Genomic DNA, 13366 nt, shown 5'->3' with positions numbered 1-13366 from the left:
GACCCTCGCTGACGCGAGGGCCACCTTCTCCCACAAGTGGGAGAAGGAGCGCGCATTCTGCGAGATTGCGCGAGCGTCATGGGGCGAGCTCCGCCAATTGCCGGGGCAGCGCATAGGCCCATTTGGTGATATCGCCGGCGCCGAGAAACACCACATAATCGCCCGGCGCCGCGATCTCGCGCACAATGCCCGGCAACTCCTGCGGCGAAGCCAGAGCGAGCGCCCGCCCGTGCCCCTGCGCCGCGGCGGCGCGCGCCAGCGCCAAGCCGTCGACGCCTTCGATCTTCGTCTCGCCGGCAGGATAGACATCGGCGATGAGCGCGACATCGGCGTCGCCGAAGCAGGCGGCGAACTGATCGAACAGAGATTGCAGCCGCGTGTAGCGATGCGGCTGCATGACGGCGATGACCTTGCCCTTGGTGGAGGCGCGCGCGGCGCGCAGCACGGCGGCGATCTCCACCGGATGATGACCATAATCGTCGAAGATGGATACGCCGTTCCACTCGCCCGTCTTGGTGAAGCGACGCTTCACGCCGGCAAAGCTCGCGAGCCCTTCGCGAATCTTCTCCACGGAGACGCCGAGCCGATGCGCCACCGCAATGGCCGCAGCAGCGTTGAGCGCATTGTGCCGCCCCGCCGCCGGCAACAGCAGATCCTCGAGCCGCGTCTCCTCGCGCGTATCGCGATCGCGCAGCAGCACGGAGAAGCGCGCGACGCCGCCCGAAAGATCGAGATCGAGCAGCCGCGCCTCGGCCTCCTCGCTCTCGCCATAGGATACGACTCGCCGATCCTCGATCTCTCCACTGATCTCGCGCGCCGTCGGATGATCGACGCAGACGGCCGCGAAACCATAGAAGGGCAGATTTTCGAGAAAGGAGCGAAAGCCCCGCTTCACGCCGTCGAAGTCGCCGAAATGATCGAGATGCTCTGGATCGACATTGGTGACGATGGCGACTTCCGCCGGCAGCTTCAAAAATGTGCCGTCGCTCTCGTCGGCCTCCACCACCATCCACTCGCCGGCGCCCGGCCGCGCATTGGTTCCGTAAGCGTTGATGACGCCGCCATTGACGACGGTCGGATCCAATCCGCCGGCGTCGAGCAGCGCGGCGACGAGCGAGGTCGTCGTCGTCTTGCCATGCGTTCCGGCCACCGCGACGCAACGCTTGTCGCGCATCAGCTCGGCGAGCATTTCGGCGCGCTTGACCACCGGCAGGCGCCGCGCGCGCGCCTCGACGAGCTCGGGATTGTCGCGCTTGATCGCGCTCGACACGACGACGACCGCCGCCTCGCCCAGCCATTTCGCGTCATGGCCGACATGCACGCGCGCGCCCCTCTCGGCGAGGCGTCGCAGATTGGCGCCGTCGGCGGCGTCCGTGCCCTGAACCTCATAGCCTTGCGCGAGCAATATGTCGGCGACGCCGGACATGCCGATCCCGCCGACGCCGACGAAATGAATGGGGCCGAGACGGCGCGGCATTCTCATGAGCGGCTCCCTCGCGCCGTCTCGGCGCGGTCTTTCTTCTGCGCGACGTCGAGCACGAGATCGGCGAGCCGCTCGGCGGCGTCGGTGACGCCGACGCTTTTCGCCGCCTGCGCGCGCCGCTGCAATTCCTCTGGATTCGCCGCGAGCGATGCGATGCGCTCCGCGAGCCATTGCGGCGTGAAATCGGATTGACGCACCACCTCCGCCGCGCCGGATTTCGCCAGAACGGCGGCGTTGGCGGCCTGATCCTGATCCAGCGCATGGGGCAGCGGCACGAGAATGCACGGCCGCCCGATCGCCGCCAGCTCGGTGACGGTCGAAGCGCCGGCGCGCGCGATGACGAGATGCGCGCTCGCCATGCGCTCCGGCAGATCGGCGAAAAACGGCGCGATCTGCGCGATGATCCCGGCGCGCGCATAGGCCGTGGCGACGCGCGCGAGATCTTCCTCGCGCGCCTGCTGCGTCAGCTCGATGCGCTCGCGCAGCTCCTTCGGCAGAGATTCGAGCGCCGGCGGCGCGATGTCCGACATCACCCGCGCGCCCTGCGAGCCGCCGGTGACGAGAATGCGCAATTTGCCGTCCTCGAAACCCGGATAGGGCCGCGCCGCCGCAGCGAGTGCTGCGGGGCGCAGCGGATTGCCGGTGACGATGATCTTCTCGGCGAGCGCGCCGCAGACGCCAGCGAGCGGAAAGCCGGCGGCGATCCGATCGACGCGGCCGGAGAGAAAGGAATTGGCGCGGCCCATCACCGCATTGGCCTCATGCAGCACGGTGGGGATGCGCAGAAGCGAGGCGGCGAAGAGCGGCGGCGCGCTCGGATAGCCGCCGAAGCCGACGACGGCGAGCGGCCGCGTCCGGCCGAGATGTCGAAGCGCCTGCAAGGTTCCGAAGCCGAGCGTCGCGACGGCCTTCGCCTTGTCGAGAAGCGAGCCGCCGCGCGGCGTGGCGGAGGCGATCGTGTGCATCGCCCGCGCGGGAAATTCGCCGCCATAGCGCAAAGCGCGCGCGTCGGTGACGAGTTCCACCGCGAGCCCGCGCGCGCGCAGCGCGTGAGCGAGCGCCTCGGCCGGAAAGAGATGGCCCCCGGTGCCGCCGGCGGCGAGCAGGATCAAAGCCTCGCTCATGCCGGCGCGCCCATGGGCGAGGGAGCCGCATGAGCGGTCTCGACCACCGGCTCTATATGCGGCCGTCGCCGCGTCACCGCGAGCAGGAAGCCGAAGCCGAGCGCGAGCGATATGAGCGAGGAGCCGCCATAGGAGATGAAGGGAAGCGTCATGCCCTTCGACGGCATCAGCTGGAGATTGACCGCCATATTGATCGAGGCTTGCAGGCCGAACAGCATGACGAGCCCCGCCGTCGCGAAGCCGCAGAAGGCGTCGTCGTTGCGCGCGGCGGAATAGAGGCCGCGCAGCACGATGAAGCCATAGATCGCGGCGACGGCCATGCAGACGAAGAGGCCGAACTCCTCGCCGATGACGGCGAAGATCGTATCCGTATGCGCATCAGGCAATATGCGCTTCAGCGTGCCCTCGCCCGGCCCCTTGCCGAACCAGGAGCCGCTGATGAAGCTGTAGAGCGCGGTGTCGGCCTGGAATGTGTCGGCGACGCCCTGCCCCGCCGCCTGCGGATCGAGAAAGCGCGTCACGCGCGCATGAACATGCGGCAGGAATTTATAGGCGGCGACCGCGCCCGCGAAGCCCGCGCCGCCGACGCCGAAAATCCAGAACCAGTGAATGCCGGCCATGAACAAGAGCCCGGCCCAGACGAGCGAGATCAGCATCGTCTGTCCGATATCGGGTTGCAGCACCAGCGGCGCCGCAGTGGCCGGCAGCAGCGCGATGGCGAGAAGATTGCCCGGCACGTCCCTGCGCTTCGCGCCTTCCGAAAAGGCCCAGGCGGCGAGGACGACGAAAGCGGGCTTTAAAAACTCGGACGGCTGGACGCCGAAAATCCAGCGCTTCGCGCCCTTCACCTCCTGGCCGAAGAACAGCGTTCCGACGACGAGCGCGAGCGAGACGATCCACAAGACGATCGCCGCGCGCCGCACATGGCGCGGCGAGAGGAAGGACGCGCCGATCATCACGAAAAGCGCCGGAACGAGATACATCACCTGCCGATGCACGAAATGGAAGGTGGAAAGATGCAGCCGCTCGGCCACAGGCGGGCTGCCGGCCATCGCGAAGACGAGGCCGCAGACGATCAACAGCGCGACGCCGGCGACGAGCCAGCGGTCGATCGTCCAGGCCCAATCGGATAAAGTGGAACGCTCCGCGCGCGAGATCATGGGGTTTCTCCGGCAATGGGCGCATGCGCATGGAGTTCACGCGCGATGAGGCGAAAGGCGTCGCCGCGCGCTTCGAAATTGGCGAACTGGTCATAAGAGGCGCAGGCCGGCGACAGCAGCACGACCGGCTCGCCCGCTTCGCTCAGCGCGGCGTCCTCGGCGGCGCGCGCGATGGCGACATCGAGCGTCCCGCATTGCTCGCAAGTCACGGCGCCCTCCAGCGTGCGGGCGAAATCCTGCGCCGCCGCGCCGATGAGATAGGCTTTGCGAATGCGCGAAAAGAGCGGGCGCAGCGGCTCTATGCCGCCCTCCTTCGCCTTGCCGCCGGCGATCCAGAAAATCTCGTCGAAGGAGAGCAGCGCCTTCTCCGCCGCGTCGGCGTTGGTCGCCTTGGAATCATTGACGAAGACGACGCGTCCGCGCCGCCCGACCTCCTCCATGCGATGCGGCAGGCCGGGATAGGTGAGAAGCCCGCGCGCGATCTCTTCGCCCGACAGTCCGCAATGCCAGGCCGCGGCGGCGGCGAAGGCGGCGTTCTGCGCGTTGTGCGCGCCGCGCAGCGCGCGCGCGCCATCGAGATCGCCGAGCGTCTCGGTCTCCTCTGGACCATGGCCGGCAGCGCGATAGAGCGCCTTGCGATTGTCGATGAAAAAACCCCAGTCGAGCGCGCGCGCCGCCGAGACCGGATAGACGCGCTGGCCCTCGCGCCGCGCCTCCGTGAGGCGCGCGCCGATCGCATGGGAGAAAAGATCATCGACGCCGACGAGCGCCACATCGGCGCTGGCGACGAGCCGCTCCTTCACCGCGGCGTAATTCTCCATCGCCCCGTGACGATCGATATGGTCCGGCGTCAGATTGATGAGAATGCCGATCGAAGGCGCGAGCGAAGGCGTCAGATCAATCTGGAAGGAAGAGCATTCGATGACGTGAATGCGCCCCTCCGACGGCGGCTCGAGATCGAGGATCGGCGTGCCTATGTTGCCGCCGAGCTGCACATCCTTGCCGGCGCTGCGCAGAATATGCGCGATCAGCGCCGTCGTCGTCGACTTGCCATTGGTGCCGGTGATGGCGATGAAGGGCGCTCCCGGCGCATGAGCCTGCCGCTCGCGGCAGAAGAGCTCGATATCGCCGATCACCTCGACGCCCGCTTCGCGCGCGCGCGCGACCGTCCAATGCGGCTCAGGATGCGTCAGCGGCACGCCGGGCGAGAGCACGAGCGCCGAGAACGCGCTCCAATCGGCGCTCGAAAGATCGACGAGCTCGACGCCCTGCTCGCGCGCCTTGGCGCGGCCGGCCTCGCCATCGTCCCAGGCGGCGACGCTCGCGCCGCCCGCGATCAATGCGCGCGCCGTCGCGAGGCCGGAGCCCCCTAAGCCGAAGAGCGCGACGGCGCGCCCGGAGAATGTCGTCGCCGGCGTCATGCGTTCACCTCAGCTTCAGCGAGGAGAGCCCGAGCAGGGCGAGCACGAAGGAGATGATCCAGAAGCGGATGACGATCTGCGGCTCGGTCCAGCCCATCTGCTCGAAATGATGGTGGATCGGCGCCATGCGGAACACGCGCTTGCCGGTGAGCTTGAAGGAGGCGACCTGCACGATGACGGAGGCGCCCTCGAGCACGAAGAGGCCGCCGATGATGACGAGCACGAACTCCTGCTTGATCGCGACCGATATGGTCCCGAGCAATCCGCCGAGCGCCAGCGAGCCGGTGTCGCCCATGAAGATCTGCGCCGGCGGCGCGTTGAACCACAAAAAGCCGAGGCCGGAGCCGATGAGCGCCGCGCAGACGATGGTGAGCTCGCCCGTGCCGGCGACGTGATTGACGCCGAGATAATCGGAGAAGATCGAATTGCCGACGAGATAGGCGATGATGGCGAAAGCCGCCGCCGCGATCATGGAGGGCACGATGGCGAGGCCGTCGAGGCCGTCGGTCAGATTGACGCAATTGCCCGCCGCCACGATGACGAAGGCGCCGAAAGGAATGAACAGCCAGCCGAGCGAGAAGGCGTAGCCTTTGAGCAGCGGCAGAGCGAGCTTCGACATGTTCTCGCCGCCGACGGTGGTGAGCGCATAGCAGGCGAGGCCGGCGACGGCGAACTCCAGCGCGAGGCGCGCGCGGCCGGAAAAGCCCTTGTGCGATTGCTTCGTCACTTTGAGATAATCGTCGTAGAAGCCGATCGAGCCGAAGGAGGCCGTCACCAATATGACGATCCACACATAGGAATTCTTCAGATTCGCCCAGAGCAGAGTGGCGACGAGGAGCCCCGAGAGGATCATCAGCCCGCCCATCGTCGGCGTGCCCTTTTTGGTGAGCACATGCGAGGCCGGGCCATCCTCGCGAATGGGCTGGCCCTTGCCTTGCTTCAAGCGCAGCGCGTCGATGATGGAAGGGCCGAAGAAAAAGACGAAGAACAGCGCCGTCCCCGCCGCTCCGGCGGCGCGGAAGGTGATGTAGCGGAACAGGTTCAGCGGACCGAACAGATGCGAGAAGTCCGCGAGCAGCGTCAGCATTCGTCTGTTTTCCTCTACGGGACCGCGTCGCCCGGGACGGCGGTGAATGTCCTGCGGATCGCCTCGACGACGCCCGCCATGCGGGAGCCGTTCGAGCCCTTGACCATGATCGCGTCGTCCGGCGCGACGGCGGCGAGGACGGCCTCCTCGAGCTCGCGCGCATTGGCGCGGTGGACGCCGCGCATCGGCTCCGGCGCGGCGTAGAAGAGCCGCGCCATCAGCGGACCGGCGGTGAAGACGAGATCGACGCCCGCGGCCTCGAGGTCGCGGGCGAGCCCGGCGTGCAATTCGCCGGCGCTCGGCCCGAGCTCCAGCATGTCGCCGAGCACGGCGACGCGCCGCGTGGCCTTCTCGGCGCCGAGCAGATCGAAGGCGGCGCGCATGGAGGTCGGATTGGCGTTGTAGCTCTCGTCGATGAGCGTGAAGCTCCCGCCGCGCAGAGAGAAGGTCTCGCGCCTTCCGCGCCCCTCGGGCGGCTCGAAACCGGCGAGCGTTTCGGCCGCCTGCTCGATGTCTATGCCGAAAATATGCGCGATCGTCAGCACGGCGAGCGAATTCACCGCGAAATGACGTCCGGGCGCGCCGATCGAATAGCGCAGGCGCCGGCCGAAAATCTCCGCCTCGGCCACATGCTCCTCGGCGTCATAGGAGAGGAGCCGCGCCTGCGCGCCCTCGCTCTCGCCGAAGGAGAACACATGCGCGGCCCTGGAGGCGGCGGCGCCTTCGAGCAGCGCGTCATAGGTCTCGTCGTCGCGATTGATGACGGCGACGCCGCCTTCGATCAGCCCTGAGAAAATCTCCGCCTTGGCGGCGGCGATCGCCTCGAGCGAATCGAAATGCTCGAGATGCACCGGCGCGACGCGCGTCACCACGGCGACATGCGGAGCGACGAAAGGCGCGAGCGAAGCGATCTCGCCCGCGTGATTCATGCCGATCTCGAAGACGCCGAACCGCGCCGAGGCCGCCATGCGCGCGAGCGAGAGCGGCACGCCCCATTGATTATTGTAGGAGGCGGCGGAAGCGTGCGTCTCGCCGAAGCTCGACAGCATCGTCCGCGCCATCTCTTTCGTCGAGGTCTTGCCGACGGAGCCGGTGATCGCCGCGACATAGGCGGAGGAGCGCTCGCGCGCGCGGGCGCCGAGCCATTCGAGCGACTCCTGCACGTCGCGCACGACATAGAGCGGCGCGATATCCTTGAATTCCCCGGCGTGGGCGTCGTCGACGACGGCGCCGGACGCGCCGCGCTCCAAGGCCGCGCGCACGAATTCATGTCCGTCGCGCGCCTCGCCTTTGATGGCGAAGAAGAGATCGCCCGGCGTCAGCGTGCGCGTGTCGATCGAGACGCCGGAGGCGTCGCGCGGCAGGCCGCCGCTGATGCGGGCGCGTAGCGCGCCGATCAGCCCCAGCCCCGTCCATAGCGCTTGGCTCTTCATTCGATTCCACCCTGCAAGGCCGCTTCGACCGCCGCCCGGTCGGAGAACGGCAGGACCTGATCGCCGACGATCTGGCCCGTTTCATGGCCCTTTCCGGCGACGACCAGCGCGTCGCCGGCGCGCAGCCAGGACACCGCCTCGCGGATCGCCGCGGCGCGGTCGCCGATCTCATGCACCTGCGCCCGGCGCACGCTCCGCGCCGCCTCGAGGATGGCGGCGCGGATCGCCGCCGGCTCCTCGCTACGCGGATTGTCGTCGGTGACGACGACGACATCCGCCGCGCGCGCCGCTATTTCTCCCATCAGCGGCCGCTTGCCTCTGTCGCGGTCGCCGCCGGCGCCGAAGACGACGACGAGCCGCCCCGTCGCCAGCGGCCGCAGCGCGGCGAGAACTTTGTCGAGCGCGTCGGGCTTATGCGCATAGTCGACGAACACCGGCGCGCCGTCGCGCGCGCCGATGAATTCGAGCCGCCCCGGCGCGCCGCGCAATTGTTCCAGCGCCGCGAACACCTGCGCCGGCGTTTCGCCGCAGGAGATCGCCATGCCGGCCGCGACCAGCGCATTGGAGATCTGAAAAGCGCCGGCGAGCGGAAGAGCGACGCCGAATGTCTCGCCGCCGCAGCACAGTCGCAAATTCGAGCCGAGCGCGTCGGCTTTCGCGTCGAGCAGCGAAATGGCGCGCCCCTTCTCGCCGACGTCGTAGATCGTCAGCCCGCGCTTTTCGCAAATGTCGATCACCCGCGGGGCCACAGCACTGTCGGCGTCGATGACCGCCGTCCGGCCCGGCGCGAGCAGAGTGTCGAAGAGCCGCATCTTCGCCGCGAAATATTCCTCGAGGTCGCGGTGATGATCGAGATGATCGCGCGAGAAATTGGTGAAGGCGCCCACAAAAAGGCGCACGCCGTCGAGCCGCCGCTGATCTATGCCGAGCGAGGAGGCCTCCATCGCGAGGCGCGTGACGCCGCGCGCGGCGAGCGCGTCCAAAGTCCGATGCAGAGCGACCGGGCCCGGCGTCGTCAGCGAGCCGTAATGCGCGCCATGCTTGTCGACGACGCCGATCGTGCCGAGCGACGCCGCCTCGCGCCCGAGCGAAATCCAGATCTGGCGCAGAAAATCGACGACCGAGCTCTTGCCGCTCGTGCCCGTCACCGCCGCGATTATCTCGGGCTGGCGCGGAAAGAACTTCGCCGCCGCATGGGCGAGCGCCGCGCGCACGTCCGAAACCACGACGAGCGGCAATCCGACCTCCGCCGCGCGCGGCGCGACGACGACCCTCGCGCCGCGCGCTCTCGCGTCGGACGCATAAGCGAGGCCGTCGCCGGCATGGCCCGGCACGGCGAAGAAAGCATAGCCTTCGCGCACGTCGCGGCTGTCGGCGGTGACGCCGGCGATGTCGAGATCGCTCAAGCCCGCCGCTTCCGCTTCGCCGAGAAGGTCGGAAAATCGCATCAATGCCCTCCCCCGCCACGGGCGGGAATAGTGGCCAGGCCGAAGCCGAGCTTGGCGAGCAGCGGGAAGGGCTGCGTCGGCAATTCGAAGCGCGGCGGCAGGCCGAGCAGCGGGCCGACGCGCTCGATGATCTGCGCCGTCACATGGCCCGAATTATAGGCGGCCGTGGCGTAGCCGCCCGTCTCCGGCAGGCCCTGCGGCTCGTCCATGATGGTGAGAAACAGATACTTCGGTTTGTCCGAGGGCGCCACCGCCATGAATGTGGTGAACAGGCGCGTCTTGGAATAATGGCCGCCGATCACCTTTTCCGCCGTGCCGGTCTTGCCGCCCACATAATAGCCGTTGACATTGACCTTCTTGGCCGTGCCGATCTCGGCGTTGAGCCGCATGAGATAGCGCATCGCCTCGCTCGTCTCGGGCCTCACCACTTGCACGGCGGCCTTCTTCGCCTCCTCCTCGCTGCGCTTGAGAAACGTCGGCGTCATCAGATAGCCGCCGTTCATCAGCGCGGAGACCGCCATCATCGCCTGCAGCGGCGCGACGGCGAGACCATGGCCGAAGGCGATGGTCATCGTGTTGAGCTCGCCCCAATTCTTCGGGACGATCGGCTCGGCGCTCTCGGGCAGCTCCGTGCGCATGCGCGTGAGCTGGCCCATCTTGCGCAAAAACGCCTTGTGGCGCTCGACGCCCTGGCCCAGGGCCATGCGCGCCGTGCCGATGTTCGAGGAATAGGTGAAGACTTCCGGAACGGTCAGGGCGCGGTTCTGCGCATGATAGTCATGGATGCGGAAGCGGCCGAAGCTCAAGGTCCCGCGCGCGTCGAGCCGCGAGTTGAGATTGACCTTGCCGGAATCGAGCGCCATGGCGATGGTCAACGCCTTGAAGGTCGATCCCATTTCATAGACGCCGACATTCATGCGATTGATATAGGTCAGATCGTGCATGTCCGGCGGCTTGTTCGGATCGTAATCCGGCAGCGAGGCGAGCGCGACCACCTCGCCCGTGTTGACGTCCACGATCGCCGCGGCGCCGGCCTTGGCCTTGAAGTGGACGATGCCCTTCTCGAGCTCGTCGCGCACCGCATGCGTCGCCTTTATGTCGACCGACAGCGAGATCGGCTTCAGCTCCTCGGGCGTCAGGCTGAAGCCCGCGTCATGCAGGTCTGCGAGACCCTGGCCGTCGATATATTTCTCTATGCCCGCTATGCCGGCGTTGTCGATATTGACATAGCCGAGCACATGGGCGGCGGCCGGGCCGTTGGGATAGACGCGCTTGTTCTCCGGCACGAGGCCGACGCCCGGCAGTCCGAGATGGAACACTTCGTCGCGCTGCTTGGGCGTCACCTCGCGCTTCACCCAGACGAAGCCTTTCTTCGAGGCGAGCTTCTCGCGCAGATCGCGCGCGTCGAGATTGGGCAGAACAGCGGTGAGCAATTCGGTCGCCTCGTCCTTGTCGATGAGGCGGCGCGGCTCGGCGAAGACGGACATCGTCTTCACATCCGTCGCGAGAATTTCGCCGTTGCGGTCGAGCACGTCGGGCCGCGAGGCGGCGATGGTTTCGCCGGAGGCGCGGCGCATCGTCGTCGGATCGGGCTTGAAGCCGATGACGACGAGCCGCGCGCCTATGCCGAGATAGAGGCAGAAGAAGCCGGCCGCGACGATGCGCATGCGCGTTCCGGTCTTGCCGAGCGAAGTGGAGAGCAGCCCGTCGAGCCCGCGCGGGCGTCTCGTCGCGCGCTCGGCGCCAGCGGTCGTCATCGCGTCTTTCCTTTCGGCGTCGTCGGCGCTTCGCTCGCCGCCGGCGTCGTCGCGGCGCCGCCGAGGCCGAGCGCGTCCAGCTTGCGGCCGATCGAGTCGATGCGCTCCGGCTTTTCCGGCAGCGATTGCGCGCTCGCGATCTGCGTGACGGCGAGCGGCTTCAGATCGAGATATTTGTCGGCGAGCTCCTGCATGCGCTCGGGCCGCGTCATGAAGGCCCATTCGGCGCGCAGCACGGCGATGGCGTCGCGCTCGCTCTTGGCCTCGCGCTTCATCTTGTTGATCTGCTCGGCCCGCAGCATCGTCTGATATTTGATCGAATAGGCGTAGAAGCCCGAGCCGATCAGCGCGAGAATGGCGAAGACATTGAGAAAGCGCAGCATCAGCGTCTCCCTTTCGCGCGTTCCGGCAGGCGCGCGAGGCGCGCCAGCGTCTCGTCGATCGCGCGCGCCGGCGCCTCGCTGCGCATCGCAAAGCGCAGCTTGGCGGAGCGCGCGCGCGGATTTGCGGCGATCTCCCGCTCCGAAGGCGTCACCGGCTGACGTCCTTCGCTGACGAAAGTCGGCGGCGGCGGAACCGGCTCGCCCGGCAGGCGCCGCGAGCGCGTCTCGCCGCGGCCCGACCGCTCGGCGAGGAATTGCTTGACGATGCGGTCCTCGAGCGAGTGAAACGTCACCACGGCGAGCCGTCCGCCGGCTTTGAGCACGCGCTCGGCGGCGCCGAGCGCCGCGACCAATTCGCCGAGCTCGTCATTGACGGCGATGCGCAGCGCCTGAAAGCTCTTCGTCGCCGGATGAATGTCGCCCGGCCGTCCGGGCGCGGCGCGCTCGATGATCTGCGCCAGTGCGCGCGTCGACTCTATGCGGCCCTGCTCGCGCGCTTTGACGATGGCGCGGGCGATGCGGCGCGAGGCGCGCTCCTCGCCGTAATGATACAGAATATCGGCCAGCGTCTCCTCATCCGCTTCGGCGATGATGTCGGCGGCGCTCTGCCCACGCCCCTCCATGCGCATGTCGAGCGGCCCGTCGTTGCGGAAGGAGAAGCCGCGCGCCGCCTCGTCGAATTGCATGGAGGAGACGCCTATGTCGGCGACAATTCCATCGAGCGGCGCGAGCCCCATGCGCTCGGCGACCTCGGCGAGCTCGGAGAAGCGCGCCTCGACCAGCGTCAGCCGCCCCCCCGCGGCCTCGACCAGCCCATAGCCGCCGCGCACCGCGTTCGGATCGCGGTCGAGCGCCAGCACGCGCGTATTTTCGTGCGCCAGCAGGGCGCGCGTGTAGCCGCCGGCGCCGAAAGTGGCGTCGAGATAGACGCCGCCCGGGCGCGGCGCGAGGGCGGCGACCGCCTCCTCGAGCAGCACGGGAACATGCCGCTCAGCGCCGCCCGCGGTCATCTCGCCCCTCCATCCGATCCCGAAGCCGCGCCGCTTCGCCGCCCCGCATCCGCCGGAGCCGCCCGCAGCGGATATGTGGCGTCGCCGCGGCCGCGCGCCGAGCCCGCAGGCGCGCCGAACGCGCGGACACGCGCGCGAAGAGGGCGCGCCTTTTCCCGCGAAGACGTGTGATCGCTCTGAACAACAACGCATATCATGAATGACCGGGGCGACGGAGACGGCGCGGGCGACGCGGCGCTGGCGATCATTAGGCGTCGTCAGGGTTAAGGGAGTGTTGACGCGGCGAGGGGGCAATGGGCAGTAGGCAGTGGGACGACTGCCCACTGCCGACTGCCGACCGCCAAAAAATCGCCAGTCGGCCTATAAGCCGGGTTCTGTATGGCGCGGTCGGGTCGCCCCTCCCGCGCGCGATGGCCATTCCTCTGGGACGGCAATTGCGTGCCGCCTCTAGCGACCAACCCGGGCGACGGCCCGGAGACGGGCCGGGAAATATCGCTATTTCCAGTCGCCCCTATTCGGTCTTGCTCCCGGCGGGGCTTGCCATGCCTCGAACGTCGCCGCCCGAGCGGTGCGCTCTTACCGCACCCTTTCACCCTTGCCGCGCGCCCGAAGGGCTGCGGCGGTTTGCTTTCTGTGGCGCTTTCCCTGGGGTCGCCCCCGCCGGACATTATCCGGCGCCGTGTCTCCGTGGAGCCCGGACTTTCCTCTGTCCTCGAGGGACAGCGGCCATCCAGCCGACTGGCTGATGAGGGAATAGGAAGGCCGGCCGGGAAGGTCAAGACTGGCGTTACGGCTCGCGCCCCCTTCCCAGCTACGTGCGCTACGCGGGAGAGGGTGAGGGAGGGGCCTTCTGGTCCTTCAATTCGAATGACGCAGACCAGCCGGGGCGCGCAGCGCCGTAGACATACGTACGCCTACATGAAACACCCTTGTAAACCATAGTGATACATGCTCATGCGGCGCCGCGTCGCGCGCCTTTCCGGGAAAAATGCCGGTCTCCGGCTTGCGCCCGAGGCGACCGTGACGGCAAAAAGGGCTATCGTCCGAGCGGTCGGACCAT

The 13366-nt window shown here is 67.8% G+C and carries 10 protein-coding genes and 1 other RNA gene; all 11 read right to left on the bottom strand.

Translation table 11 applies throughout. The features are described 5' to 3' along the window. Window positions 1-76 precede the first annotated feature (76 nt). Entirely contained in the window at window positions 77-1483 is a 1407-nt protein-coding gene (gene murC, locus Mspo_RS06830) for a UDP-N-acetylmuramate--L-alanine ligase (protein ID WP_159728146.1), read from the bottom strand. Beyond that, the gene (murG, locus tag Mspo_RS06825; RefSeq protein ID WP_159728144.1) at window positions 1480-2607 is read right to left on the bottom strand and encodes an undecaprenyldiphospho-muramoylpentapeptide beta-N-acetylglucosaminyltransferase; all 1128 of its coding nucleotides are present in this window, start codon (window positions 2605-2607) and stop codon (window positions 1480-1482) included. Before murG ends, murC begins: the two co-directional genes overlap by 4 nt. Then, window positions 2604-3767 (bottom strand): FtsW/RodA/SpoVE family cell cycle protein, encoded by a 1164-nt coding sequence (locus Mspo_RS06820; RefSeq protein ID WP_159728142.1) that lies wholly within the window; start codon window positions 3765-3767, stop codon window positions 2604-2606. The genes murG and Mspo_RS06820 overlap by 4 nt, the downstream gene beginning before the upstream one ends. Beyond that, window positions 3764-5188: a UDP-N-acetylmuramoyl-L-alanine--D-glutamate ligase gene (gene murD, locus Mspo_RS06815; protein WP_159728140.1), complete on the bottom strand. Its 1425-nt coding sequence runs from the start codon at window positions 5186-5188 to the stop codon at window positions 3764-3766. Before murD ends, Mspo_RS06820 begins: the two co-directional genes overlap by 4 nt. A 4-nt stretch (window positions 5189-5192) precedes the next feature. Continuing rightward, entirely contained in the window at window positions 5193-6275 is a 1083-nt protein-coding gene (mraY, locus tag Mspo_RS06810; protein WP_159728138.1) for a phospho-N-acetylmuramoyl-pentapeptide-transferase, read from the bottom strand. 14 nt (window positions 6276-6289) lie between these two features. Then, window positions 6290-7708, bottom strand: a complete 1419-nt coding sequence (locus Mspo_RS06805; RefSeq protein ID WP_159728136.1) for a UDP-N-acetylmuramoylalanyl-D-glutamyl-2,6-diaminopimelate--D-alanyl-D-alanine ligase — start codon at window positions 7706-7708, stop codon at window positions 6290-6292. Then, entirely contained in the window at window positions 7705-9156 is a 1452-nt protein-coding gene (locus Mspo_RS06800) for a UDP-N-acetylmuramoyl-L-alanyl-D-glutamate--2,6-diaminopimelate ligase (protein WP_159728134.1), read from the bottom strand. Before Mspo_RS06800 ends, Mspo_RS06805 begins: the two co-directional genes overlap by 4 nt. Beyond that, complete coding sequence (locus Mspo_RS06795; RefSeq protein ID WP_159728132.1) at window positions 9156-10913, bottom strand: penicillin-binding protein 2; 1758 nt, start codon at window positions 10911-10913, stop codon at window positions 9156-9158. Before Mspo_RS06795 ends, Mspo_RS06800 begins: the two co-directional genes overlap by 1 nt. Then, entirely contained in the window at window positions 10910-11296 is a 387-nt protein-coding gene (locus Mspo_RS06790; protein WP_159728130.1) for a hypothetical protein, read from the bottom strand. Before Mspo_RS06790 ends, Mspo_RS06795 begins: the two co-directional genes overlap by 4 nt. After that, entirely contained in the window at window positions 11296-12306 is a 1011-nt protein-coding gene (gene rsmH / locus Mspo_RS06785; protein ID WP_159728128.1) for a 16S rRNA (cytosine(1402)-N(4))-methyltransferase RsmH, read from the bottom strand. Before rsmH ends, Mspo_RS06790 begins: the two co-directional genes overlap by 1 nt. A 347-nt stretch (window positions 12307-12653) precedes the next feature. Then, window positions 12654-13048, bottom strand: an RNA gene (rnpB, locus tag Mspo_RS06780) — RNase P RNA component class A. Between the last annotated feature and the right edge of the window lie 318 nt (window positions 13049-13366).

The organism is Methylosinus sp. Ce-a6, from assembly GCF_009811655.1.
In the GTDB taxonomy this organism is placed as follows: domain Bacteria; phylum Pseudomonadota; class Alphaproteobacteria; order Rhizobiales; family Beijerinckiaceae; genus Methylosinus.
This window is presented reverse-complemented; position numbering and strand designations above follow the sequence as displayed.